We start from the raw sequence: 23,431 nt of genomic DNA, 5'->3' as shown, positions 1-23,431 counted from the left end.
GCGTCTCAGTTCCAGCCCCAGAACTGCAGCCACCAGCCATAGCCGATCAACGCGGCGGCGCCGCTCATGCAGCTGAATGCCAGCAGCCGGCGCAGGCCGTTGGCGCCGTGGCGGCCGATGACCTTCCAGGCCAGGTACAGGCTCCAGATGATCGCGCCGACCAGCAGCGCCGCGCGTGCCAGCGGCACCCAGCTCAGCAGCAGGCCTTCGTAGCGCAGCAGCTTGACCGTGGTCGCGGAAAGACCGAGGAACAGCCCCGCGCCGCCCAGCGGCGTCAGGCTCAGCGCCAGATGGTGGAACACGTTGCCGCTGCGTCCCATCAGTCGCACGGCCGCCTGCACCAGCAGCCACAGTGCGCCGCCGAGCAGCACGGCGCTGCCGCCGATGTAGGCCAGGATCGCCGCGCCGTCGAGCCAGCTGAACGCGTCGTTGACCTGCGGATAGTGCGTCAGCAGCCACCAGGGCGCATCGGCTTCCAGCGGCCAGAACAGATCGTGATCGACCAGCCATTCGGCGGCGGCCTGCTTGAGGGCGATGAACCACGGGCTGACTGTCCACTGGAAGGCGCCCATCGCCAGGCCGAGCATGCCGAACAGCAGCAGGGTGCTGTCCCAGTGGCTGTGCTGCGGCTGGTTGCCGACGATGAGGATTTCCTGGTTCGGCGAGCGGGCGCTGAGCTGCACCGCACCGCGCTGGCCGCTGCACCGGCCGCAGGCGTGGCAGTCGCTGGCGCCCTGCATGCGACGGATGTCCAGCAGCGGCGCGCAGTTGGGGGTAGGCAGGTGCGGACCGCTGTTTTCCAGCCAGCGCTGTTCATCGACTTTGTAATGCAGCGGTGCGAGGCGCGCGAGCAGCGAGAACACGCCGCTGACCGGGCACAGGTAGCGGCACCAGACGCGTTTGCCGCGTCCGTAGAGGTAGCCCACCAGCATCGCCGCGACGGTGGAACCACCGAGGATCAGCAGCGCGGCCTGGGCGTAGTCGTAGACGCTGATCAGCTGGCCATAGACGGTGGTGAGAATGAACGCCACGGTCGGCCAGCCGCCCCAGCGTATCCAGCGCGGCGTGCCGCGGCCCAGCCCGCGCCAGCTGATCCACTCGCTCAGCGAGCCTTCCGGGCAGAGCACGCCGCACCACATGCGACCGAACAGCACCATCGACAGCAGCACGAACGGCCACCACAGGCCCCAGAAGACGAACTGCGCCAGCAGCGTGAGGTTGTCGAGCATGCCCGCCTGGGCGGGCGGCAGCGGCAGCACGGCGGGGATCACCAGCAGCACCAGGTAGAACCCCACCACCAGCCACTGCACCGCGCGGATGATTCTGGCGTGCTCACGCAGCCAGTCACCGACGCGCGCCAGCCAGGGCGCCTGGGCGATCATGCCGGCCTCGTCGCCAGCGCCACCGGCCGCGCCGGGCGCAGCCAGGTCCACACCGCCAGCCAGTACAGCAGCAGCGTCAGCGCCGCGGCCAGCGACGGCATCGCACGGTAACCGGTGAGGCCGGCGATGGTGCTGCCCAACGCGCTGCCGTCGTCCAGCCACGCCGAGGTGTCCCACAGCGGATCGCCGAAGAAGCTGTAGAACTGCTCCGGCACGTCCATGCCCATCAGCTGGCCGCTGAAACGATCCAGTCCGGCCATCAACAGCGCGCTGCCGAGCAACAGCAGGAGCACTTCGCTGACCTGGAAGAAGCGCCGCCAGCTGAAGAAACGGCTACCGGCCTGCAGCGCCGCGTAGCTGAGCAGCGCGAGGACGAAGCCCAGCACGCCGCCGATGACGAAGCCGGTGAGGTCGTGGCCCTGCTGCTGGTTGCCGATGCCGTAGAGGAACACCACCGTCTCGCTGCCCTCGCGCCCGACGGCGAGCATGGCGAGCAGCAGCAGGCCGAAGCCGCTGCCCTGGCTGAGCTGCTGCGCCGCGCTGTTCTGCAGGCTGCTCTTGAGGGTGCGACCGTGGTGATGCATCCAGCCGACCATGTGCAGGATCAGCATGCTCGCCACCAGCAGCATGCCGCACTGGAACCACTCGCCGCCGCTGCCGGCCAGCCAGTCGCCGGCGCGCAGCACGCCCCAGCCCAGCGCGCCCGCCAGGCCCAGGCCGGCTGCGACGCCGCCCCAGAGCATGCGCAGCGCGTGGCCCGCGCCCGGCTGCTGGCGCAGCCAGGCATGCAGGATGCCGATCACCAGCAGTGCCTCGACGCTCTCGCGCCAGACGATGAACATGGATTGGCCCATGACTAGCTCCTGCGAACTACTTGGCGACGATCTCGCCTTCGGGAAGGTCCAGATGGAATTCGTCGAAGAACGGGTAGCGCCCCGGCTTCAACGGATGGATCACGACGAACGAGGTCACCCCCGGCGACAGCACCTTCTCCACCCGCAGCGGCGTGCTCTCGAACTCGGTCGGGCCGCTGCCGGCGTTGTGCACCACGATCTTGAAGCGCTGGCGCGCCGGCACTTCGATCGAGGCCGGTTCGAAGTGGCCGTCGCGGATGGTCAGCTCGTAAGTCGGCAGTGCCGCCTGGGCGCTGCCGGCAGCGCCGGTCAGCAGCAGGGCGCCGAGCAGGAATGTACGCATGGGCCTTCTCCGCCTCAGTAACCGCCTTTCTTGCCGATGCCGGCGTAGGTGAACTCGTAGTTCAGCTCGCAGCCTTCGAACCACGGGGCGACGCCGGTTTCCTTGTCGACGTGGCGGCCGAACATGGCGTGGCCCGAACCCGGCGGCAGGATCTTGTAGGTCAGCTGATACTTGCCCGGGCCGAGCAGCTTGACGTTGTCGCCGTAGTGCGGACCGTCGTTGGCGACCATCGGATGGAAGTCGCCTTCGATGACTTCGCTCGAGCCCTTCTTGCGCAGCGTGTAGTGGATGCTCAGGTACGGCACGAAACTGCCTTCCTGCCAGCCGTTGCGGTTGTTTTCGGTGGCGGAGATGTCCGCTTCCAGGTGCACGTCGGATTTGGCCGCCGCGAGCATCATGCCGGCCGGGTCCATTTCCACCGGCTGCAGATAGACCGCGCCGACTTCCATGCCACCGCATTGCTGCGGCTCGCCGATGGGATACTCCTTGGCCTGGGCGAGCGGGGTGAGCAGCAGGGTGGTGATCGCGAGGGTGGCGGGGATACGCATGGAAGCCTCCGGTAGGGATAAGTACGGAAACAGACTCGCACTTGCGGCTTCTAATGATAATGATTCGTGTCAATTTCCGAAGAAATATTTTGTTACTGGCGCGCTCGGCGAGCTGCTGCCAGCCTGGATCCCAGCAGCGGCGGGTGCTGGCGCCGGTCCGCGTCCGGTTGTCGCAGCGCCGCGCGGGTGACCGCGTTGCGGCCGTCGGGCGCCGGTCGCGGCGCACCTTGCCCGGACGAATCCTCTAAGATGACGAACCCTTCGCCCTAGAGCCCGCCATGCTGCCGACCTCCGTTCTGGACGCCCGCACCGCCCGTGTCCTGCCCTGGCTGGTTGCCATCGCCTTCTTCATGCAGACGCTGGATGGCACCATCCTCAACACCGCGCTGCCGGCAATGGCACGTGATCTGGCCGAGGACCCGCTGCGCATGCAGGGCGTGGTGATCGCCTACATGCTCACCGTGGCGCTGCTGATTCCGGCATCCGGCTGGATCGCCGACCGCTTCGGCACGCGCAAGACGTTCTTCTCTGCGGTGGTGTTGTTCACTTTCGGCTCATTGCTCTGCGCATTGTCGGTGAGCCTCGATCAGTTGATCGGCGCCCGCGTCGTGCAGGCCATCGGCGGCGCGCTGATGTTGCCGGTCGGACGGCTGGTGGTGCTGCGGGCCTTCCCGCGCAGCGAGTTCGTGCGGGTGATGACCTTCATCGCGCTGCCCGGCATGGTCGGGCCGCTGCTCGGGCCGACGCTCGGCGGCTGGCTGGTGCAGTACGCCTCCTGGCACTGGATCTTCCTGATCAACCTGCCGGTCGGGGTGATCGGCTGCATCGCGGCGTTCCGCTTCATGCCTGATTTCCGCGCGGACAAGCGGATGCGCTTCGATACCCTCGGTTTCATCCTGTTCGGCGCGGCGATGCTGCTGATCACCATCGCCCTGGAAGGGCTCGGCGAGCTGCACATGCCGCACGCACGGGTGCTGGTGCTGCTGTTCGCCGGCGCTGCCTGCCTGGTGGCGTACTGGCTGCGTGCCGCACGCATCCCGGCGCCGCTGTTCAGCCCGCGGCTGTTCCATACGCGCAGCTTCGCGGTGGGCATCTGCGGCAATCTGTTCGCCCGCCTGGGCAGCGGTGCATTGCCGTTCCTGCTGCCGCTGCTGCTGCAGGTCGCGCTGGGCTACTCGCCGGCGCAGGCGGGGATGAGCATGATTCCGCTGGCGGTGGGCGCGATGCTGGTCAAGCCGCTGGCCAAGGGGCTGCTCGACCGCCTGGGCTACCGCAACCTGCTGATCGGCAACACCGCGCTGCTCGGCATGCTGATCGCCGGGCTGGCGACGGTGGATGCCGATACGCCCTACCTGTTGCTGCTGGCGCACCTGGGGCTGATCGGTGTGGGTAACTCGTTGCAGTTCACCGCGATGAACACCGTGACGTTGATCGGCCTCAGCAACGCCAACGCCAGCAGCGGCAACAGCCTGCTTTCGGTGGTGGTGCAGTTGTCGATGAGTCTCGGGGTCGCGACCGCAGGCGCGCTGCTGGGCGGTTTCACCGTGCCGGGTGCGCAGGGCGCCGAGGTGCTGCATGCCTTCGAGCTGACGTTCCTCTGCCTCGGCGGCATGAGCCTGGCGGGCGCGGGCATTTTCCTGCAGTTGAAGCGGCATGACGGCAGCCAGCCCCGCGAGGGGCGCGGCGCGCTGCCGATGGGCGACTAGGCACGGCACTGCGGCGGTCAATCATCTGTCCGGTTTCCTGACATATCCGTGCGTATGCCGACGCGTGGGCGTTGATGCCGGCAGCCGGCGCCGTCCGCCGGCCGGCGACTTCCAGGGTTGGGCCTGATGGCACGCCAGGGCCTGGCTAACCTGCTGCATTCCTTTACCTGTGCAAGTAAACATTATCGACCTGTCTTGTGAGACTACATATCGTCTCGCTCGAAGATGGCGTTTTGCCAATGCACAAGGAGTGGAGAGATGGAAGCGCTGAGCATGTCCTGGCTGGTGATGGGAGTGTCGCTGTGTGTCGTTCTGGTAGTGCTGATCGCGCTTTGCGCACTCGGGTTCGGCTATCGCCGGCAGCAGAGCGAGTTGCGTGTGTTGCGCGAACTGCTGATGAACGTTGGCGCAATCATCGAGCGCCTTGAGCGGGAGAAGGCCGAGTTCTTCGCGGGGCTGCGTGCGGAAAAGGCCCACGCGGCGCAGCTGCGTCGAAAGCTCGAACTGCTGAACCGGTGATCTTGTTATAAAAACAATATATTTACTTTTTTATGCGCTAGATCGTTGTTGAATACGGCTTATATTGGTATAAAACCAACAAAAATGATCTGGAGTCAGCCGCATGCACCCTCGTGTCCTCGCCGTTACCGAGCGCTTGATCGCCCGCAGTCGCCCAACCCGTGAGCGCTATCTGGCGCTGATTCGTGGGACGGCGGAGGCGGGGCCGGCGCGCAGCGGCGCCCAGTGCGCGAACTTCGCCCACGGCGTCGCCGGTTGCGGCGCGCAGGACAAGCAGCGCCTGCGCCTGCCCGATGCCGCCAACATCGCCATCGTCACCGCCTACAACGACATGCTCTCGGCGCACCAGCCCTACGAAGACTATCCCGAACGTCTGCGCCAGGCGCTGCGCGAGATCGGCTCGGTGGGGCAGGTGGCCGGCGGCGTGCCGGCGATGTGTGACGGTGTTACCCAGGGCGAGCCGGGCATGGAGCTAGCCATCGCCAGTCGCGAGGTGATCGCCATGAGCACCGCGGTGGCGCTGTCGCACAATCTGTTCGATGGGGCGCTGCTGCTCGGCATCTGCGACAAGATCGTCCCCGGATTGTTGATCGGTGCGCTGCGCTTCGGTCATCTGCCCGCTGTGTTCGTGCCGGCCGGGCCGATGCCCTCCGGCCTGGCCAACAAGGACAAGGCCGCGGTGCGCCAGCGCTACGCCGAAGGCAAGGCTGGTCGCGACGAGCTGCTCGCTGCCGAGATGCAGGCCTATCACAGTCCCGGAACCTGCACCTTCTACGGCACCGCCAACACCAATCAGATGCTGATGGAAGTGATGGGCCTGCACCTGCCGGGTTCCTCCTTCGTCAATCCGGGCACGCCGCTGCGCGATGCGCTGACCATCGAGGCGGCGCGCCAGGTCACGCGGCTCACGCCTCAGGGGGGCTGCCACACGTCCCTCGGCGAGCTGGTCGACGAGCGCGTGCTGGTCAACGCCATCGTCGCGCTGCATGCCACCGGCGGCTCGACCAACCACACCCTGCACATGCCGGCCATCGCCCAGGCGGCGGGCATTCAGCTGACCTGGCAGGACATGGCCGACCTCTCCGAGGTGGTGCCGACGCTGGCCCGCGTCTATCCCAACGGCTCGGCGGACATCAATCACTTCCATGCCGCTGGCGGCGTCGCACTGCTGGTACGCGAGCTGCTCGACGCCGGCCTGCTACACGAGGATGTGCATACCGTGATGGGGCGAGGCCTCTATCGCTATACCCAGGAGCCCTTCCTCGAAGATGGCCGGCTGACCTGGCGTGAAGGGGCTGCGGCGAGTCTGGACGAAAGCATCCTGCGGCCGGTGGCGCGGCCGTTCTCCGCCGAGGGCGGATTGCGGCTGATGAGCGGCAACCTCGGACGTGGGGTGATGAAGGTCTCCGCCGTGGCGCCGGAGCATCGCGTGGTCGAGGCGCCGGCGCGGATCTTCTCCGATCAGCTGGAACTGGTGGAGGCGTTCAAGGCTGGCGAGCTGGAGCGTGATTTCGTCGCCGTGGTGCGCTTCCAGGGGCCGCGCGCCAACGGCATGCCGGAGCTGCACAAGCTGACGCCCTATCTCGGCGTGCTGCAGGATCGCGGCTTCAAGGTCGCGCTGGTCACCGACGGGCGCATGTCCGGTGCGTCGGGCAAGGTGCCGGCGGCGATCCATGTCTGCCCGGAGGCAATCGATGGCGGGCCGCTGGCGCGGCTGCGCGATGGCGATCTGCTGCGCGTCGATGGCCAGGGCGGCGTGCTCGAGGTGCTGGTGGATGCCGCCGAGCTGGCCGATCGCTTGCCGGCAGCGGCGCCGGCGGCGAACGTGCAGGGTTGCGGCCGCGAGCTGTTCGGCTTTATGCGTGCGGCGTTCAGTTCGGCGGAACAGGGTGCCAGTGTGTTCACCGCCGGGCTGGAGGTGCTGCGATGAGGCTGGCGCTGGTCGGTGACATCGGTGGCACCAATGCGCGCTTCGCGTTGTGGCGCGACTCGCGGCTGGAGTCGGTGCGGGTCCTGGCGACGGCGGATTTCGCCACGCCCGAGCTGGCGGTCGAGTACTACCTGGCGTCGCTCGGTCTTGCGCCGGGCAGCGTCGGTGCGGCCTGCCTGGCCTGTGCCGGGCCGGTCAAGGGCGAGCAGTTCGTGTTCACCAACAACCACTGGCGGTTGGGGCGCAGGGATTTCTGTGGTGCCCTGCAGCTGGATGAGCTGCTGCTGATCAACGACTTCGCGGCCATGGCGCTGGGCATGACGCGGATAGGCGAGGCGGGGCGGCGCGTAATCTGTGCTGGCGAGGCAGAGCCGGATGCGCCAGCGCTGGTGATCGGGCCCGGCACCGGGCTAGGCGTCGCCGCGTTGATGCCCTTGGGCAGTGGCAGCTGGCGTGCATTGCCGGGGGAGGGCGGGCACGTCGACCTGCCCGTGGCGGATACGCATGAGACGGCGCTGTGGCAGATGCTCTTCGCCCAGCTTGGCCATGTGCGTGCCGAAGACGTGCTCAGTGGCGGTGGCCTGTTGCTGCTCTACCGCGCGGTCTGCGCCCTGGCCGGTTTGACGCCGCGACTGGCGTCGCCGGCCGAGGTCACCGCGGCCGCGCTCGCGGGTGATCATGTGGCGGTGGCGACGTTGGAACAGTTCTGCGTGTGGCTCGGGCGGGTTGCCGGCAACAACGTGCTCACGCTCGGTGCGCGCGGTGGGGTGTATATCGTCGGTGGTGTGGTGCCGCGTTTCGCCGATTTCTTCGCGGCCAGTGGTTTCGCCCGCGGCTTTACCAGCAAGGGCTGCATGAGCGGCTATCTCGGCGATGTGCCGGTGTGGCTGGTGACTGCGGACTATCCGGGGCTGGAGGGTGCCGGTGTGGCGCTGGAACAGGCGCTGGCACGCTGATCGGGTGTGTTGGCGGGATGTTGTTATAGCAACATCCCGCGTTCGCGCCGGTTCCGTTCTCTTAGTCCGGCTCTTCATCTGCCGGATAACGGCTGGCATTGAGGCTTTCCTTCACCTTGCGCAGGTGTGGCTGGAAATCCACGCCGCGGCGCAGGGTCATGCCGGTGGCGAGCACGTCGAGCACCGTCAGCTGGATGATGCGCGAGGTCATCGGCATGTAGATGTCGGTGTCCTCGGGCAGCGGAATGTTCAGGCTCAGCGTGCTGGCCTGGGCCAGCGGCGAGCCGGCGGCGGTCAGGCCGAGCACCGAGGCACCGTTCTGGCGGGCGATGCGCGCCACTTCCACCAGCTCGCGGGTGCGCCCGGTGTAGGAAATGATCACGAACAGCTCGCCGGTATGCGCCACCGAGGCCAGCATGCGCTGCATCAGTACGTCCGAATGCGCGGTTACCGCCAGGTTGAAGCGGAAGAACTTGTGCTGCGCATCCAGCGCCACCGAGGCCGAGGCGCCAAGGCCGAAGAAGTGGATCTGGCGGGCCTGGATCATCAGGTCCACGGCGCGGCTGACCAGCTGCGGGTCGAGGCTCTGGCAGGCGCTGTCCAGCGAGGCGATGGCCGAGCCGAAGATCTTGCGTGTGTATTCCGCCGGGCCGTCGTCGGGCTCTACCGCCTGGCTGACATAGGCGGCGCCGCTGGCCAGGCTCTGCGCCAGCTGCATCTTCAGTTCCGGATAGCCGCTGACGCCGAACGAGCGGCAGAAGCGATTCACCGTCGGCTCGCTGACCTGTGCGGTCTGCGCCAACGCGGCGATGCTGAAACGGGTGGCCTGCTGAGGGTTGCGCAGGATGACTTCGGCCACCTTGCGCTCGGCCTTGTTGAGGTCTTCGATGCGACGCTGGATCTGCTCGAGCAGGTTGTGTACGCGGTCCATGACGATCCTGATGCGGCGGGTCAGAGGTGCCCTATGCTACTGAGCGGGCTGCGGAGCGACCACCGGAATCTCCTTTTCTGACTAAATGTTGTTTTTATTACTACATCATCCTTGAATAAACGCAGCTTCGCGTGTATTCATAAGGCAGTGTTAGTAGAAGAACAAACATCATGACGCCATTATCTGTCGAACCCTGCACCCTGGCGCTGTTCGGCGCCCTCGGTGATCTGGCCCTGCGCAAGCTGTTTCCCGCGCTTTATCAGCTCGACCGTGCCGGCCTGCTGCCGGCGGACACCCGCATTCTCGGCCTCGCCCGCGACGGCGGCGAGCCGGCTTCGCATCTGGCGCTGATCGCCGAGCACCTGCGTCGCCATGTGGCCGAGCGCGAACTCGAGGAAAGCGTTCTGCAGCGTTTCCTGGCCCGTCTGGACTACCTGAGCATGGAGTTCGGCCGCCGCGAGGATTACGCCGCGCTGGCGGACAAGGCCGGCCAGGCCGAGCGTATCGTCGCCTTCTTCGCCACGCCGGCTTCCGTCTACGGCGCGATCTGCGCCGGGCTGGCGGAGGCGGGGCTGGCCGAGCGCACCCGCGTCGTGCTGGAAAAGCCCATCGGCCATGACCTGGGGTCGTCCCGCGAGGTGAATGACGCGGTGGCGCGTTTCTTCCCGGAAGACCGCACCTATCGCATCGATCATTACCTGGGCAAGGACACGGTGCAGAACCTCATCGCCCTGCGCTTTGCCAACAGCCTGTTCGAGACGCAGTGGAACCAGAACCACATTTCCCATGTGGAGATCACCGTCGCCGAAACCGTCGGCATCGAGGGCCGCTGGGGCTACTTCGACCAGGCCGGCCAGCTGCGCGACATGATCCAGAACCACCTGCTGCAGCTGCTCTGCCTGATCGCCATGGACCCGCCCAGCGACCTCTCGGCCGACAGCATCCGCGACGAGAAGGTCAAGGTGCTCAAGGCGCTGGCGCCGATTGCGCCGGAGCACCTCGGTCAGCAGCTGGTGCGCGGCCAGTACGTGGCCGGCAGCATCCTCGGGCGCCAGGTGCCGGGCTATCTGGAGGAGGAAAACTCCAATACCCAGAGCGACACCGAGACCTTCGTCGCCCTGCGCGCGGAGATCTGCAACTGGCGCTGGGCGGGTGTGCCCTTCTATCTGCGGACCGGCAAGCGCATGCCGCAGAAGCTGTCGCAGATCGTCATCCACTTCAAGGCGCCGCCGCATTACATCTTCGCCCCCGAGCAGCGCCAGCTGATCGGCAACAAGCTGATCATCCGCCTGCAGCCGCAGGAGGGCATTTCGTTGCTGGTGATGACCAAGGACCAGGGCCTGGACAAGGGCATGCAGCTGCGCAGCGGCCCGCTGCAGCTGAACTTCTCGGAAACCTACAAGAGCCCGCGCATCCCCGACGCCTACGAGCGTCTGCTGCTGGAAGTGATGAAGGGCAACCAGAACCTCTTCGTGCGCAAGGACGAAATCGAATACGCCTGGAAGTGGTGCGACCAGCTGATCGACGGCTGGCAACGCGTCGGCGCGCCTCCCAAACCCTACGCAGCAGGCAGCTGGGGACCGGCTGCCTCGATTGCCCTGATCAGCCGTGACGGCAGGAGTTGGTATGACGATCTCTAATCTCGATCTGCCTGTGCAGACCCTCGGTTTCAGCCTCGGCAACGCCGACCAGCTGGCCGGCGAACTGGCGTTGACGGTGAGCAACGCCCTGCGCAGTGCGATCGCCGAGCGCGGTGCGGCGACCCTGGTGGTGTCCGGCGGCCGCAGCCCGATCGCGTTCTTCGATCGCCTGGCGCAGCAGGAACTGGACTGGAGCAAGGTCACCATCAGCCTCGCCGACGAGCGCTGGGTGCCGGTCAGCCATCCCGACAGCAACGAAGGCCTGTTGCGCCGCCATCTGCTGCAGGGGCCGGCCGCTGCGGCGCGCCTGGTTGGCCTGTACCAGAGCGCGGCCAGCCTGGAGCAGGCCGCCGAACGCGCCGACGCCGTATTGGCCGAACTGCCGCCGATCGACGTGTTGGTGCTGGGCATGGGCGAGGACGGCCACACCGCCTCGCTGTTTCCCGACAGCCCGAACCTGGAAGCGGCGCTCGACCCGCGTGGTGCGCGGCGCTGCCTGCCGATGCAGGCGCCGAGCGTCCCGCGCCAGCGCCTGAGCATGTCCCTGGCGCTGCTGGCCAGCGCGCGGCTGACCCTGCTTGCCCTGCACGGCCCGGGCAAGCTGGCCACGCTCAACCAGGCCCTGGCCGGCGAATCCTATGAAGCGATGCCGATCCGCGCCTTCCTCGCCCGTCCCCTCGAAATCTACTGGTGCCCCTGAGGCCGCAAGGAATCTTTTATGACATCTACCCAAACCCGCGCGGTCAGCATGACCGACAAGATCGCCCTGATCGACCAGTGGTGCAGTGCCGCACGCATCCTGCCGGTGATCACCATCGAGCGCGAGGCGGACATCCTGCCGCTGGCCGACGCCCTGGCCGCCGGTGGCCTCAAGGTGCTGGAAATCACCCTGCGCTCGGCGCTGGGTCTGAGTGCCATCCGCCTGCTGCGTGAGCAGCGCCCCGAACTTATCGTCGGTGCCGGTACCGTGCTGGATGCCGCCATGCTGGCCCAGGCCGAGGCGGCCGGTGCGCAATTCATCGTCTCTCCGGGCAGCACTGGCGAGCTGCTGGATGCCGCGTTGCACAGCCCGTTGCCGCTGCTGCCGGGCGTGGCCAGCGCCTCGGAAATCATGCTCGGTTACGCCCTGGGTTACCGCCGCTTCAAGCTGTTCCCGGCCGAAGTCTGTGGCGGCGTCGCCGCACTCAAGGCGCTGGGCGGGCCGTTCGGCAATATCCGTTTCTGCCCGACCGGTGGCGTCAACGCGCGCAACGCCAGGGACTACCTGGCGCAGTCCAATGTGATGTGCGTCGGTGGCACCTGGATGGTCGACGCCAAGGCCGTGCGTGCCGGCGACTGGGCCGCCATCGAAAGCGCCACGCGCCAGGCCCTGCAGGCGCTGGACAGCGCAGCGCCTGCCGAACTGCCGCGCGACTTCGATCTGCGTGCCGAGCGCGCCGAACAGCGCGAGCTGTAATCCGTCCGACCCATCGCGGTGGGCGTGGGGCCTGCCGTGATCGCCCCGATTCGCTACCTGGAGGTTCCATGACTACTGCGCGCCCGCTTGCCGACCTGTTTCCCCGTCTCGATGAGATTCCCGCTGCCTATCAGCCGGATGCTCCGGTCGAGCAGCGCGACTATCTGGTCGATGGCGAGTTGATGCACTGGGACGGCCCGCTGGCGGAAGTTCGCAGCCCGGTGTTTCTGCGCGAGGCCGATGGCAGCGAGCGCCAGGTGGTGCTGGGCAGCACGCCGCTGCTGGATGCCGACGCCGCGCTGCGTGCACTGGACGCCGCCGTTGCCGCCTATGACTACGGCCGCGGAGCCTGGCCGACCATGCGTGTGGCCGAGCGTATCGCCCATGTCGAGGCCTTCCTGGCGCGTATGCGCGAGCAGCGCGAGGCGGTGGTCAAGTTGCTGATGTGGGAGATCGGCAAGAACCTCAAGGATTCGGAGAAGGAATTCGACCGCACCTGCGACTACATCGTCGACACCATCCACGCGCTGAAGGAACTGGACCGCAGCTCCAGCCGCTTCGAGCTGGAGCAGGGCACCCTCGGGCAGATCCGCCGCGTGCCCATGGGCGTGGCGCTGTGCATGGGCCCGTACAACTATCCGCTGAACGAAACCTTCACCACGCTGATTCCGGCGCTGATCATGGGCAACACCGTGGTGTTCAAGCCGGCCAAATTCGGCGTACTGCTGATCCGCCCGCTGCTCGAAGCCTTCCGCGACAGCTTCCCGGCCGGGGTCATCAACGTCATCTACGGCCGCGGTCGCGAGACGGTTAGCGCGCTGATGGCCAGCGGCAAGATCGACGTGTTCGCCTTTATCGGCACGCACAAGGGCGCCGCCGATTTGAAGAAACTGCACCCGCGTCCGCACCGTCTGCGCGCCGCGCTGGGACTGGACGCGAAGAACCCGGGCATCGTCCTGCCGCAGGTCGATCTGGACAACGCGGTGGAGGAGGCGGTGACCGGCGCGCTGTCGTTCAACGGCCAGCGCTGCACGGCGCTGAAGATCCTCTTCGTGCACGAAACGGTACTCGATGATTTCCTCGAACGCCTTGCTGCGCGGGTCAATGCGCTCAAGCCGGGCATGCCCTGGGAGCCGGGCGTGGCGCTGACGCCGTTGCCGGAGCCGGGCAAGACCGATTACCTGCATGCCGTACTCGAAGACGCCGTAGCCAAGGGCGCGCGGGTGATCAACGCCGGCGGTGGCCAATCGCACCAGAGCTTCTTCCAGCCAGCCGTGCTGAGCCCGGTGGATTCGACGATGCGCGTCTACCACGAAGAGCAGTTCGGCCCGCTGGTGCCGGTGGTGCCGTACCGCGACCTGCAGGAGGTGATCGACTACGTCACCGCCTCCGACTATGGCCAGCAGTTGTCGATCTTCGGCAGCGACCCGGCGCAGGTGGGCCGGCTGGTGGATGCCTTCGTCAACCAGGTCGGCCGCATCAACATCAACGCCCAGTGCCAGCGCGGGCCGGACAGCTATCCGTTCAATGGTCGCAAGAATTCCGCCGAAGGCACGCTGTCGGTACATGACGCCCTGCGTGTGTTCTCCATCCGCACCCTGGTGGCGACGCGCTTCAACGAGGCCAACAAGGAGCTGGTCGACCGGATCATTCGTGACCGCCAGTCGAGCTTCCTGACCACCGACTACATCTTCTGACGGAGCGCCACGATGGCCGCACCCGTGCTCGCCCAGCCGCTGTTGCTGGGCATGATGCGCCTGCTGGAATACCCCGAGCTGGGTGAGCCCCAGGCGTTGCTGGGCTTTATCGAACGCTGTGTCGAGCGCGGGCTGAACGGCTTCGACCATGCCGACATCTATGCCGGCGGGCGCTGTGAGGCGCACTTCGGTGCGGCCCTGCGCCAGGCACCCGGGTTGCGCCAGCGCCTGCAGATCATTGGCAAGGCCGATATCGTGCCGGCGGGGCAGGACTGCTCGCGCTGGCGGGTCAAGCACTACGACTCCAGTGCCGGCTACCTGCGCCGGGCGGTGGACGACAGCCTGGCGCGACTGGGCGTGGAACGACTCGATGGTTTCCTGCTGCATCGCCCGGACCCGCTGCTGCAGGTCGACGAGGTGGCCGAGACGCTGAACGGACTGGTCGCCAGCGGCAAGGTGGGATGGGTGGGGCTGTCCAACGCCGGCATCCTGCATTGCCAGGCACTGGCGCAGTGCGTGCCGCTGCGCTGCAACCAGATCGAGCTGTCACTGCAGGCCCAGCACTGGGTGTGGGATGGCAGCCTGCATGCGTTGCAGACAGCCGGCCTGCAGGCGCTGGCCTGGTCGCCCATGGGCGGTGGACGCTTCGGTGAGCGCTTGTGCAGCGCACTCAGTGAGGTCGCCGCCGACCGGGGCGCCACGGCCAATCAGGTGGCGCTGGCCTGGCTGCGGCAGCTGCCCGGCCGGCCGTTGCCGATCCTCGGCAGCCTGCGCTGGGAGCGAATCGAGGAGGCGCTGCTGGGCGCTGAACTGGAGCTGGAGCGTCCCGCCTGGTTCTACCTCAGCGAAGCGGCCCGCGGGCATGCTGTGGCCTGAGACTGTTTGCGGAGAGGGCGTCCCTCTGCTGGCGAGGGCGGAACGGTGGAAAATGCTTCGCAGTTTTCCACCCTACGCGAGCGGTTCGTAGGGTGGATGACGCTCCACCCATCCACCGCATGGCATTTGCGCCGGGATGAGAGTCGGCGTTTACCCGATCCAAAAGTACCATCCATCGATGTTCGTTCGTGCCCGTGCTTTCGCAGTCACGCCGCTAATGCCAACGGTCAACGGCCGCTTTGAACGGCCCAACACCGTGCGCCGCTGTGCTAGGGTCGCATTCGCCGCGGGACGACCCGCCGGTGTGTCGGATCATGCGGGGACGACCCTGCCGTTTTGATGGAGTCATCCTCATGCATTCGGCCTGGATCATGCTGATCATTGCCGGCCTTCTGGAAGTAGGCTGGGCCATTGGCCTCAAGGCTTCCGAAGGGTTCACCCGTCCGCTGCCCAGTGTGCTCACCGTCTTGGCCATGGCTGGCAGCTTCTTCCTCCTCGCCCGCGCCATGCAGGTGCTGCCGGTTGGTACGGCCTACGCGATATGGGTCGGCATCGGTGCGTTGGGCACCGTAGCGTTGGGCATTGTCATCTTTGGCGAGAGTGCTTCGCCGGCGCGACTGCTCAGCGCGCTGTTGCTGCTCGCCGGACTGGTCGGCCTGAAGCTGAGCGCCTGACTCGGCGGAAGCATTTGCATACAGGCTTGCCGCGGCGCGAGCGGAAACGCTTTGCCGCGCTCGCGGCCACGCTATATGTTCTGTCTCAGGCTTGCTCGAAGCGGGGATGCATGGGCCGCATTTCCGCCAAAACCAACAGGAAGGAGCTGTCCCATGAAAACGGTTGCGCAGGTGATTGGTGCCAAGCAGACACAAGGCATCGTGATGATCGCCCCCGAGGATTCGGTATTCGACGCGCTCAAGCTGATGGCCGAGAAGAACGTCGGTGCCCTGCCGGTTGCCGATGCTTCGGGGCGGTTGGTGGGGATCGTCAGCGAGCGCGACTACGCGCGCAAGATCGTGCTCCAGGGGCGCTCCTCGTTCGTCACCCCGGTCAGCGCCATCATGACCAGCAAGGTCATCACCGTGGAGCCGCGCCAGAGCATCCGCGAGTGCATGGAGATCATGACCGAGAAGCACCTGCGCCACCTGCCGGTGCTGGACGAGGGCCGCACCGTCGGCCTGCTGTCGATCGGTGACGTGGTCAAGGAAACCATGGCCGAACAGGACAGCCTGATCCAGCAGCTCGAACAGTACATCCGCGGCGAATGAACGTCAGGCCACAGCCACCGGCGGCTGTGGCTCTTGTACGGTTGCTACCCCGGCCGGTCCGGCGACGCCTGACCGATCAGCGAATCTCGATGCGTTCGAGCAGGTGCTGCTTCGCCGTGCTGTCGCCTACCCGTGCCGCTTCGTCGGCCAGACGCAGTGCGCGCTCCAGATCTTTCTGCACCAGCGCCGCATCGATGGCCTGGCGGTAGTAGGCCGAGGTCTCCGGCAGTACCGCCGGTGCCGGCGCGGCGGGCAGTTCGTTACCCATCTCCTGGCCGATGCTGTAGCCCGGCACATAGCCCTTGGCGCTCGAGCCGGCGGCACTGTCGGGGATCATCACCAGCTTGATCACACCCACCGGCGAGTGCTGCGCCACCGGATCGGGGATGCTCGGCGGCTCGTTGCCCAGCGCCTTGGCGTAGGCCTTGGCCGGGTGTTGCAGGACGGTCTGCCCGGCCATCTGCGCGTCGCTGGTGTAGAGGATCAGGTAGCGCTCGTTGCCCGGATGCTCGGGCTGCGAGCGATCGATGCGCAGGCGCGCGTCCAGACTGTCGCCCTTGAGCCCGGTTGGCGGAACGTAGACGAAGTCGTCGGCATCCAGCAGGCGGGTCGGGCGCATGCGGCTGTCGAGCAGCATGGCATTGGGTGCCAGCACGCTGCTGCCGGCCTGGCTGTACAGGCGCAGCTCGAACGACGGGCCGCCGGCCGGCAGTTTGAAGGCGCGCAGGAAACTCTTGCCGGTCTCAAAGCGGTAGGCCGGCGCCTGGCTGTCGATCAGTACGTCACCGGCGAAACCGGCTTCGAGCGGCTCGTACGGCAGCTGGTCGAGGCCGCTGCAGCAGGACGGCGCGGCGGCCAGTGCGGCACGGGCCTGTTCGATCGGTCGTTCCAGTGGCTTGGGGCTGGTGGTGAGGGCGTCGACCCGGCGCAGCGGTTCGCTGCCGCAGCCGGCGAGCGCCAGGGCGATCAGCCCGGCGGTGAGAAGAGATAACGGGTGCATGGCGATTCTCCGGATAAAAAATGCCCCGACCTGCCAGAGCCGGGGCAAAAGGCACCGTCTGGACGGTGGGAGCGGAAAGGCTGCCGTTGCCTGCAACGGCGTTCAGCCGGCGCGGGTTACCACCAGGCCTCGGCCTGGATGCCGAAGGTGATGCCGTCGTCGTCACCGGCGTCGATGGATTCGCTGGCGGCCTGATAGCGGCCGCCGTCCCACTGCGCATAGGTGGCGAACACGCGGATCTGCGGACGCGCCCAGAAGCTGTTGCCGGCTGACCACTGCTGGGCGAGGGTGAGCTTCTTCAGGTCGCGGGTGCGTTCGCCGTCGGCCTGCGGATCGACCCGGTCGTAGCCGAACTCCAGCGCGGTGCTCATCACGTCGCTCCACTTGTACACCGGGCGCACGCCGAAGCTGGCCCAGGTCTGCCCGGAGTCGTTGTCGAAGTCGCGGTCCTCGTAGATCTGCACGTACATCATCTCGATGTTGTCGCTCAGGCCGACCACGCCCTGGTTGACCAGGCGGAACATCTTGCCGTCGCTGTTACCGGTGCTGTTGCGCCCGCTGCTGCCTATGATGCCGTCGGTGCCGTATTGCAGGGCGAGCTTGTTGTAGCCGCCGAACCAGTTGCTCTGGGTGTGCTCGAGGGTGACCAGATGGCCCTTTTGGTCCTCGTAGCCGGGGTCGCGTTCCTGCTCGTCGGTGAGGTTGGCCTTGCCGTAGTCGTAGCCGATCTCCAGCTTGCCGCCCGGGTTGACGTCGATCCCGCCGAGGCGGAAGTCGAGGGTGTCGTTGGCCAGGTTGGTGCCGGTGCCCGAGCCCTGGTAGACCCAGTCGCCGTCGGTGTTGCGAATCCACGCCACGCTGGCCTTGGCGAAGCCCAGGTCGATGTCTTCGATGCCGGCGCCGGGGCCGGAGACATCCCAGTAGTAGTAGTCGTTGATGTGCACGTCGTGGCGCTTGTAGTAGCGCTTGCCGGCCCAGATCGCCGCGCCCGGCAGGCTCGGGATGAGGTTCTTGCCGATCACGTGGAACTGGCGGATGGAGGTGGTGCCGGCCTCGTCGAACGGGTTGTTCTCGTCGCCATCGGTATCGGTGCCGCCGGCTTCCCAGTCGTTACCCTGATCGGAGCGGTAGGCGATCATGCTGTCGACGTAGAAGCTGCGGTTGCCTTCGCTCCACACCTCCTGGCCGAGGCCGATCTCGGCGTAGGTTTCGCATTCGTTGCCCAGGCGATATTTCGCCGGTGCGCCAGCGGCCTGGAAGCAGGCCTGATCGCCGCCGCCGGCCGTGGCGCCGACGCCCGAACGCAGGTAACCGTGGAAATCGACCGCCAGGGCCGGGCCGCCGACCAGCAGGGCGGCGAGCAGGCAGGCGGGTTTGAGAACAAAGCTGGGGTGCGCGGTGTGCTTCATGACGAGGTCCTTGTTTTTCTTGTTAATGCCGAACGTTCACGCCTTCGCTGTCGGCCGGTGGCGGTGCAGCGCGGTGGCGAAAGCCTCGGGGATGGCACCGGGGGCGGCATCCTCCGCGGCGCGGATTTCGCTGGCGCAGCGCCAGGGCGTAATCAGGATGAGAGCGGCGTAATCCCCGGGGCGGGGCTGGGACGAGAGGGGCGCAGATGATTGCCAGCCGCCTTCGGCCTGGCCACTACGCCGCCGGCAACTGGGCGGGGGAGGTTGGTGACGGTGGCGTGCAGGAGCAGCCTGCGCGGGCCGGTCGATGCTCCGACCGGCGTTCATCCTCGTCCGGCGGCTCTGCCGTCGGCTACCCGTACAAGCACAAGAACCGGAGTATTGCGATGAGCCACATCCTGCGTGCCGCCGTATTGGCGGCAATCCTGCTGCCGTTGCCGGCAATGGCCGACCAGGCCGGCAAAAGCCCCAACGCCGTGCGCTACCACGGCGGCGACGAAATCATCCTCCAGGGCTTCCACTGGAACGTCGTCCGCGAGGCGCCGAACGACTGGTACAACATCCTCCGCCACCAGGCCGCGACCATCGCCGCCGACGGCTTCTCGGCAATCTGGATGCCGGTGCCCTGGCGTGACTTCTCCAGCTGGACCGACGGCGGCAAGTCCGGCGGCGGTGAGGGCTACTTCTGGCACGACTTCAACAAGAACGGCCGCTACGGCAGCGACGTCCAGCTGCGCCAGGCCGCCGGCGCGCTCGGCGGTGCCGGGGTGAAGGTGCTCTACGACGTGGTGCCCAACCACATGAACCGCGGCTACCCGAACAAGGAAATCAACCTGCCGGCCGGCCAGGGCTTCTGGCGCAACGACTGCGCCGACCCGGGCAACTACCCCAATGACTGCGACGACGGCGACCGCTTCATCGGCGGCGATGCGGACCTCAATACCAGTCATCCGCAGGTCTACGGCATGTTCCGCGACGAACTCGCCAACCTGCGCGGTCAGTACGGCGCTGGCGGCTTCCGTTTCGATTTCGTGCGCGGCTACGCGCCCGAGCGGGTCGACAGCTGGATGAGCGACAGCGCCGACAGCAGCTTCTGCGTCGGCGAGCTGTGGAAAGGCCCCTCTGAATATCCGAGCTGGGACTGGCGCAACACCGCCAGTTGGCAGCAGATCATCAAGGACTGGTCCGACCGGGCCAAATGCCCGGTGTTCGACTTCGCCCTCAAGGAGCGCATGCAGAACGGCTCGGTCGCCGACTGGAAGCACGGCCTGAACGGCAACCCCGATCCGCGCTGGCGCGAGGTGGCGGTGACCTTCGTCGACAACCACGACACCGGCTACTCGCCCGGGCAGAACGGTGGCCAGCATCACTGGCCGCTGCAGGACGGGCTGATCCGCCAGGCCTACGCCTACATCCTCACCAGCCCCGGCACGCCGGTGGTGTACTGGTCGCACATGTACGACTGGGGCTACGGCGACTTCATCCGCCAACTGATCCAGGTGCGTCGCGCCGCCGGCGTGCGCGCCGATTCGGCGATCAGCTTCCACAGCGGCTTCAGTGGCCTGGTCGCCACCGTCACCGGCAGCCAGCAGACCCTGGTGGTGGCGCTCAACTCCGACCTGGGCAATCCCGGCCAGGTCGCCAGCGGCAGCTTCAGCGAAGCAGTCAATACCAGCAATGGCCAGGTGCGCGTATGGCGCAGCGGCACCGGCAATGGTGGCGGGAATGACGGTGGCGAGGGAGGTCTGGTCAATGTGAACTTCCGCTGCGACAACGGCGTGACGCAACCCGGTGACAGCGTCTACGCGGTAGGCAACGTCAGCCAGCTCGGCAACTGGAGCCCGGCCTCCGCGGCACGGCTGACCGACACCAGCAGCTATCCGACCTGGAAGGGCCGTATCGCCGTGCCGGCCGGGCAGACGGTGGAATGGAAATGCCTGATCCGCAACGAGGCCAACGCCACCCAGGTGCGGCAATGGCAGAGCGGGGCGAACAACAGCCTGACGCCGAGCGAAGGTGCCACCACGGCCGGGCGGTTCTAGCCTTAAGCGGTAGCGATGGCCCGCCTCGCCGATAGGAGGCGGGCTTTTTGGGGCCTCATGGGCGCAGCGGCGGATTGTGGATAAGGTCGCGGCTGTTTCCGGGGCCGTTGTGGTGGGCTTCAGCCCACCGCCGCAATACCTTTCCGCCGGGGCGCAATCTGCGCACCGCTCACACCCCTTCGGCGCTCCGCGTATCGCGCAGCTGCCAGCGAATCGCCTGCGCTTCGGCCTGGCGCAGGTCGTCGAGCAGCGCCTCGCGGTCGGGTCGTCGTTCGTTGGCCAGCGCACCGCCGGCGAGCAGCTCGGCATGCTGGGTGGTGGCTTTGTCTCTGAGCCAGGCCAGACGCTGCAGGGTCAGCGGCGTGCAGCTCTGCCCGCTGAGGTCGTCCTTCACGTCCAGCCAGTGCGAGCGCCAGGCCTCCTGCAGGTACAGCGCGCCCAGATTGCCGGTCAGCGCCGCGCGCCAGCGACGCATGATGTCGTCCAGCCAGTCCAGCACCCCTTGGCTGGCGCCGCGGGCGGCGAGTTCTTGCTGCAGGCGCTGGTAGGCATCCAGCGCGATGCGTTTCTCCAGCTCGAAATCGGCCAGTGCCTGCGCCTCGCTCTCGCGTTCCAGCCGCAGCAGGCAGGCGAACAGCTGCCGCGTCTCGAAGCGTTCGGCGACGTGGAAGCCCGGCGAGGCCAGGCCGTCGCTGTTGTACTGGCGCAGTGGGTCGAAGGGGTAGAGGTAGCCGAAATCGAACAGGCGGATGCGCCCGTCGTCCAGCGTGTTGCCGGCGGCCAGGTCCCACTCGAACAGGCCGGCGAGCAGCAGGGCGATCAGCAGGTCGAACAGCTCGGTGAGCTGACGCTCGTCCCAGCGCTCGATGCGTCGGCCTTCGACCCACGGCGAGAGGATGATGCCCTGCTGCAGCGAGGCGTATTGCGTCGGCACGATGCCGGCCAGACGCTCGGCCTGTTCCGGCGTGCGCATCAAGCGGGCGAAGTCGCGGCGGCGCTGCAGTTCGTTGAGAAAGCTCGTCTGGCCGTCGGGGTTCTGCACCCGACAGGGGCGGCGGGCAACCTTGAGCGCCCAGTCGCGGCCAGCCAGCCGGAGGCGGTAGACACGAGCCGTTAGCCCATCATCGAGGCAGGCGCGCACCCAGGGCTCATCGCCGCTGACGGCGGCCAGCGCGGCCGGTGGCAGCGGGCAATCCTCGGCACGGCCCAGACGAAATTCGGTGCCGCTGGCGAGAAAGGTGAGCTGGGTCTGGCGCCGCGCCCAAGCGCTCAGCGAGGCAGCGCTCATCGGCGGCGTGCCTCGCCGCGCTCACCGGCTTGCGGCACTTCGTTGCGGTGGCAGCTGTCTGTGCCTGGTGCGTGGCTGGTGCGGCGAGTATCCGGCTCCACGCGGGCTAGCAGCAGGTCGAACGAGAGATTGGCAGGCATCGAGGCGGCTCCGTGATGATTTCGCTGCATTTGACTGCGCATCGGCGGCCCGCAACAGGCGTAAGCGCTAGGCTTGGCAGCGTATTTTGCGATGTCGCCAGCGGCAATCTACGCCCCGCTTCTACGCCCTTCGCCCCCTAGAGGAGGAGGATGCACTTGGCGCAGGACATGCCGAGGATGGAACGACTGTCAGAGCCTCAGGCCGGCAGCAGGTGGAACAACTAATAAGAAGCCACGAGGAACGCGAAGCATGAACACGAAATTCTGGTGTCTCGCCACCATTGGCCTGGCGGCCACCTTCAGCCTGCCGCTGCCGGCCCTGGCAGCGATCGAGGAAGGCAAGCTGGTCGTCTGGATCAACGGCGATAAGGGTTACAAGGGCCTGGCCGAGGTCGGCAAGCGGTTCACCGCCGAGACCGGCATCCCGGTCGAGGTGGCTCACCCGGACAGCGCTACCGACAAGTTCCAGCAGGCGGCGGCCACCGGCAACGGCCCGGACATCTTCATCTGGGCCCATGACCGCATCGGCGAATGGGCCAAGAGCGGCCTGCTCACCCCCGTCACCCCCAGCGCCGAAACCAAGTCCGGTATCGCCGACTTCTCCTGGCAGGCGGTGACCTACGACAACAAACTGTGGGGCTACCCGATCTCGGTGGAAACCATCGGCCTGATCTACAACAAGGCGCTGGTGGACACTCCGCCCAAGACCTTCGACGACGTTCTCGCGCTCAACGAGAAGCTCGCCGCCCAGGGCAAGCGCGCCATCCTCTGGGACTACAACAACACCTACTTCACCTGGCCGCTGCTGTCGGCCAAGGGCGGCTATGTGTTCGAGCAGACCGACGGCGGTTACGACGTCAAGTCCACCGGGGTCAACAACGCCGGCGCCAAGGCCGGTGCCAAGGTGTTGCGTGAGCTGATCGACAAGGGCGTGATGCCCAAGGGTGCCGATTACAGCGTGGCCGAGGCAGCCTTCAACAAGGGTGACTCGGCGATGATGATCAGCGGCCCATGGGCCTGGTCGAACATCGAGAAGAGCGGCATCGATTTCGGCGTGGCGCCGATCCCCGCCATCGATGGCGAGGCGGGCAAGCCTTTCGTCGGCGTCGCCGCCGCGCTGCTCAACGCCGCCAGCCCGAACAAGGACCTGGCCGTGGAGTTTCTCGAGAACTACCTGCTCGAGGTCGACGGCCTGAAGACTGTGAACGCCGACGTGCCGCTGGGTGCGGTGGCTAACACCGCCTACATGGAAGAGCTGTCCAGCAATCCGCACATCAAGGCGACCTTCGAGAACGCGCAGATGGGCCAGCCGATGCCCAACGTGCCGGAGATGGGTGCGTTCTGGTCGTCCATGGCCGCCGCGCTGACCAACATCACCTCCGGCCGGCAGGATGTCGACGCCGCCCTGGACGATGCCGCCAAGCGCATCACCCGATGAACCCGTCGCCG

At 66.9% G+C, this 23,431-nt stretch carries 22 protein-coding genes; 13 read left to right on the top strand and 9 right to left on the bottom strand.

Annotation, left to right across the window (positions count from 1 at the left end; translation table 11 throughout):
- Positions 1-5: 5 nt before the first annotated feature.
- The 4 genes from U8L64_RS16030 to U8L64_RS16015 are packed head-to-tail and all read right to left on the bottom strand — an operon-like array spanning position 6 to position 3,127.
- Positions 6-1,382, bottom strand: coding sequence for a 4Fe-4S binding protein (locus U8L64_RS16030; RefSeq protein ID WP_333398616.1), 1,377 nt, complete (start codon positions 1,380-1,382; stop codon positions 6-8).
- Entirely contained in the window at positions 1,379-2,236 is an 858-nt protein-coding gene (locus tag U8L64_RS16025; RefSeq protein ID WP_077682069.1) for an FTR1 family iron permease, read from the bottom strand. Before U8L64_RS16025 ends, U8L64_RS16030 begins: the two co-directional genes overlap by 4 nt.
- 16 nt (positions 2,237-2,252) lie before the next feature.
- Complete coding sequence (locus tag U8L64_RS16020; protein WP_003289033.1) at positions 2,253-2,579, bottom strand: cupredoxin domain-containing protein; 327 nt, start codon at positions 2,577-2,579, stop codon at positions 2,253-2,255.
- A 14-nt stretch (positions 2,580-2,593) separates the two neighbouring features.
- Positions 2,594-3,127 carry an iron transporter gene (locus U8L64_RS16015; RefSeq protein WP_003289031.1) on the bottom strand — a complete coding sequence of 178 codons (534 nt, stop codon included), beginning with the start codon at positions 3,125-3,127 and terminating at the stop codon, positions 2,594-2,596.
- A gap of 278 nt (positions 3,128-3,405) precedes the next feature.
- Between U8L64_RS16015 and mdtD the strand changes: the two genes are divergently transcribed.
- The 4 genes from mdtD to U8L64_RS15995 all read left to right on the top strand — a co-directional run bounded on the left by mdtD (position 3,406) and on the right by U8L64_RS15995 (position 8,238).
- The gene (gene mdtD, locus U8L64_RS16010; RefSeq protein WP_333398270.1) at positions 3,406-4,833 is read left to right on the top strand and encodes a multidrug transporter subunit MdtD; all 1,428 of its coding nucleotides are present in this window, start codon (positions 3,406-3,408) and stop codon (positions 4,831-4,833) included.
- 258 nt (positions 4,834-5,091) lie between these two features.
- Positions 5,092-5,352, top strand: a complete 261-nt coding sequence (locus U8L64_RS16005) for a hypothetical protein (protein ID WP_054094607.1) — start codon at positions 5,092-5,094, stop codon at positions 5,350-5,352.
- A gap of 103 nt (positions 5,353-5,455) precedes the next feature.
- Positions 5,456-7,282 (top strand): phosphogluconate dehydratase, encoded by a 1,827-nt coding sequence (gene edd / locus U8L64_RS16000; protein ID WP_333398269.1) that lies wholly within the window; start codon positions 5,456-5,458, stop codon positions 7,280-7,282.
- On the top strand, positions 7,279-8,238 hold the full coding sequence (locus tag U8L64_RS15995) for a glucokinase (protein WP_054094609.1): 960 nt from the start codon (positions 7,279-7,281) through the stop codon (positions 8,236-8,238). Before edd ends, U8L64_RS15995 begins: the two co-directional genes overlap by 4 nt.
- 61 nt (positions 8,239-8,299) lie before the next feature.
- Here U8L64_RS15995 and U8L64_RS15990 read toward each other — a convergent pair whose 3' ends face one another.
- Positions 8,300-9,169: a MurR/RpiR family transcriptional regulator gene (locus U8L64_RS15990; protein WP_333398268.1), complete on the bottom strand. Its 870-nt coding sequence runs from the start codon at positions 9,167-9,169 to the stop codon at positions 8,300-8,302.
- Positions 9,170-9,339: 170 nt separating this feature from the next.
- Between U8L64_RS15990 and zwf the strand changes: the two genes are divergently transcribed.
- The 7 genes from zwf (at position 9,340) to U8L64_RS15955 (ending at position 16,103) form a co-directional block, all read left to right on the top strand.
- The gene (gene zwf, locus U8L64_RS15985; protein WP_011914520.1) at positions 9,340-10,809 is read left to right on the top strand and encodes a glucose-6-phosphate dehydrogenase; all 1,470 of its coding nucleotides are present in this window, start codon (positions 9,340-9,342) and stop codon (positions 10,807-10,809) included.
- Complete coding sequence (gene pgl / locus U8L64_RS15980; protein ID WP_333398267.1) at positions 10,796-11,509, top strand: 6-phosphogluconolactonase; 714 nt, start codon at positions 10,796-10,798, stop codon at positions 11,507-11,509. The genes zwf and pgl overlap by 14 nt, the downstream gene beginning before the upstream one ends.
- 18 nt (positions 11,510-11,527) lie before the next feature.
- On the top strand, positions 11,528-12,265 hold the full coding sequence (locus U8L64_RS15975) for a bifunctional 4-hydroxy-2-oxoglutarate aldolase/2-dehydro-3-deoxy-phosphogluconate aldolase (protein ID WP_014597657.1): 738 nt from the start codon (positions 11,528-11,530) through the stop codon (positions 12,263-12,265).
- Positions 12,266-12,333: 68 nt separating this feature from the next.
- Positions 12,334-13,962, top strand: a complete 1,629-nt coding sequence (locus U8L64_RS15970; protein WP_156715332.1) for an NADP-dependent glyceraldehyde-3-phosphate dehydrogenase — start codon at positions 12,334-12,336, stop codon at positions 13,960-13,962.
- Between the two features lie 12 nt (positions 13,963-13,974).
- Positions 13,975-14,838, top strand: a complete 864-nt coding sequence (locus U8L64_RS15965) for an aldo/keto reductase (protein WP_333398266.1) — start codon at positions 13,975-13,977, stop codon at positions 14,836-14,838.
- 353 nt (positions 14,839-15,191) lie between these two features.
- Positions 15,192-15,512 carry a quaternary ammonium compound efflux SMR transporter SugE gene (gene sugE, locus U8L64_RS15960; protein WP_102827762.1) on the top strand — a complete coding sequence of 107 codons (321 nt, stop codon included), beginning with the start codon at positions 15,192-15,194 and terminating at the stop codon, positions 15,510-15,512.
- Between the two features lie 153 nt (positions 15,513-15,665).
- A complete protein-coding gene (locus tag U8L64_RS15955) occupies positions 15,666-16,103 on the top strand; it encodes a CBS domain-containing protein (protein WP_043298204.1) in 438 nt (145 codons plus the stop codon).
- 76 nt (positions 16,104-16,179) lie between these two features.
- Here U8L64_RS15955 and U8L64_RS15950 read toward each other — a convergent pair whose 3' ends face one another.
- Both U8L64_RS15950 and U8L64_RS15945 read right to left on the bottom strand, forming a co-directional pair.
- Positions 16,180-17,103: a MalM family protein gene (locus U8L64_RS15950; RefSeq protein WP_333398265.1), complete on the bottom strand. Its 924-nt coding sequence runs from the start codon at positions 17,101-17,103 to the stop codon at positions 16,180-16,182.
- 116 nt (positions 17,104-17,219) lie between these two features.
- Positions 17,220-18,512: a maltoporin gene (locus U8L64_RS15945; RefSeq protein WP_043298200.1), complete on the bottom strand. Its 1,293-nt coding sequence runs from the start codon at positions 18,510-18,512 to the stop codon at positions 17,220-17,222.
- A 386-nt stretch (positions 18,513-18,898) separates the two neighbouring features.
- Between U8L64_RS15945 and mta the strand changes: the two genes are divergently transcribed.
- Positions 18,899-20,554, top strand: a complete 1,656-nt coding sequence (gene mta / locus U8L64_RS15940) for a glucan 1,4-alpha-maltotetraohydrolase (protein WP_333398264.1) — start codon at positions 18,899-18,901, stop codon at positions 20,552-20,554.
- A gap of 169 nt (positions 20,555-20,723) precedes the next feature.
- Here mta and U8L64_RS15935 read toward each other — a convergent pair whose 3' ends face one another.
- Together U8L64_RS15935 and U8L64_RS15930 are read right to left on the bottom strand one after the other, a co-directional pair.
- Positions 20,724-21,842: a hypothetical protein gene (locus U8L64_RS15935; protein WP_054094616.1), complete on the bottom strand. Its 1,119-nt coding sequence runs from the start codon at positions 21,840-21,842 to the stop codon at positions 20,724-20,726.
- Positions 21,839-21,982 (bottom strand): hypothetical protein, encoded by a 144-nt coding sequence (locus U8L64_RS15930; RefSeq protein ID WP_156715329.1) that lies wholly within the window; start codon positions 21,980-21,982, stop codon positions 21,839-21,841. The genes U8L64_RS15935 and U8L64_RS15930 overlap by 4 nt, the downstream gene beginning before the upstream one ends.
- 250 nt (positions 21,983-22,232) lie before the next feature.
- On the opposite strand from U8L64_RS15930, the gene malE reads away from it, so the two are divergent.
- The gene (malE, locus tag U8L64_RS15925) at positions 22,233-23,420 is read left to right on the top strand and encodes a maltose/maltodextrin ABC transporter substrate-binding protein MalE (protein WP_333398263.1); all 1,188 of its coding nucleotides are present in this window, start codon (positions 22,233-22,235) and stop codon (positions 23,418-23,420) included.
- The last annotated feature ends 11 nt before the right edge of the window (positions 23,421-23,431 follow it).

The organism is Pseudomonas sp. FIP_A4 (assembly GCF_036701605.1).
Taxonomy (GTDB): domain Bacteria; phylum Pseudomonadota; class Gammaproteobacteria; order Pseudomonadales; family Pseudomonadaceae; genus Stutzerimonas; species Stutzerimonas phenolilytica.
This window is presented reverse-complemented; position numbering and strand designations above follow the sequence as displayed.

What these genes read in the sequence shown, in the direction of transcription:
- U8L64_RS16030 (WP_333398616.1), bottom strand. Translation starts at nt 1,382, where the DNA reads ATGATCGCCCAGGCGCCCTGGCTGGCGCGCGTCGGTGACTGGCTGCGT.
- U8L64_RS16025 (WP_077682069.1), bottom strand. Translation starts at nt 2,236, where the DNA reads ATGGGCCAATCCATGTTCATCGTCTGGCGCGAGAGCGTCGAGGCACTG.
- U8L64_RS16020 (WP_003289033.1), bottom strand. Translation starts at nt 2,579, where the DNA reads ATGCGTACATTCCTGCTCGGCGCCCTGCTGCTGACCGGCGCTGCCGGC.
- U8L64_RS16015 (WP_003289031.1), bottom strand. Translation starts at nt 3,127, where the DNA reads ATGCGTATCCCCGCCACCCTCGCGATCACCACCCTGCTGCTCACCCCG.
- mdtD (WP_333398270.1), top strand. Translation starts at nt 3,406, where the DNA reads ATGCTGCCGACCTCCGTTCTGGACGCCCGCACCGCCCGTGTCCTGCCC.
- U8L64_RS16005 (WP_054094607.1), top strand. Translation starts at nt 5,092, where the DNA reads ATGGAAGCGCTGAGCATGTCCTGGCTGGTGATGGGAGTGTCGCTGTGT.
- edd (WP_333398269.1), top strand. Translation starts at nt 5,456, where the DNA reads ATGCACCCTCGTGTCCTCGCCGTTACCGAGCGCTTGATCGCCCGCAGT.
- U8L64_RS15995 (WP_054094609.1), top strand. Translation starts at nt 7,279, where the DNA reads ATGAGGCTGGCGCTGGTCGGTGACATCGGTGGCACCAATGCGCGCTTC.
- U8L64_RS15990 (WP_333398268.1), bottom strand. Translation starts at nt 9,169, where the DNA reads ATGGACCGCGTACACAACCTGCTCGAGCAGATCCAGCGTCGCATCGAA.
- zwf (WP_011914520.1), top strand. Translation starts at nt 9,340, where the DNA reads ATGACGCCATTATCTGTCGAACCCTGCACCCTGGCGCTGTTCGGCGCC.
- pgl (WP_333398267.1), top strand. Translation starts at nt 10,796, where the DNA reads ATGACGATCTCTAATCTCGATCTGCCTGTGCAGACCCTCGGTTTCAGC.
- U8L64_RS15975 (WP_014597657.1), top strand. Translation starts at nt 11,528, where the DNA reads ATGACATCTACCCAAACCCGCGCGGTCAGCATGACCGACAAGATCGCC.
- U8L64_RS15970 (WP_156715332.1), top strand. Translation starts at nt 12,334, where the DNA reads ATGACTACTGCGCGCCCGCTTGCCGACCTGTTTCCCCGTCTCGATGAG.
- U8L64_RS15965 (WP_333398266.1), top strand. Translation starts at nt 13,975, where the DNA reads ATGGCCGCACCCGTGCTCGCCCAGCCGCTGTTGCTGGGCATGATGCGC.
- sugE (WP_102827762.1), top strand. Translation starts at nt 15,192, where the DNA reads ATGCATTCGGCCTGGATCATGCTGATCATTGCCGGCCTTCTGGAAGTA.
- U8L64_RS15955 (WP_043298204.1), top strand. Translation starts at nt 15,666, where the DNA reads ATGAAAACGGTTGCGCAGGTGATTGGTGCCAAGCAGACACAAGGCATC.
- U8L64_RS15950 (WP_333398265.1), bottom strand. Translation starts at nt 17,103, where the DNA reads ATGCACCCGTTATCTCTTCTCACCGCCGGGCTGATCGCCCTGGCGCTC.
- U8L64_RS15945 (WP_043298200.1), bottom strand. Translation starts at nt 18,512, where the DNA reads ATGAAGCACACCGCGCACCCCAGCTTTGTTCTCAAACCCGCCTGCCTG.
- mta (WP_333398264.1), top strand. Translation starts at nt 18,899, where the DNA reads ATGAGCCACATCCTGCGTGCCGCCGTATTGGCGGCAATCCTGCTGCCG.
- U8L64_RS15935 (WP_054094616.1), bottom strand. Translation starts at nt 21,842, where the DNA reads ATGAGCGCTGCCTCGCTGAGCGCTTGGGCGCGGCGCCAGACCCAGCTC.
- U8L64_RS15930 (WP_156715329.1), bottom strand. Translation starts at nt 21,982, where the DNA reads ATGCCTGCCAATCTCTCGTTCGACCTGCTGCTAGCCCGCGTGGAGCCG.
- malE (WP_333398263.1), top strand. Translation starts at nt 22,233, where the DNA reads ATGAACACGAAATTCTGGTGTCTCGCCACCATTGGCCTGGCGGCCACC.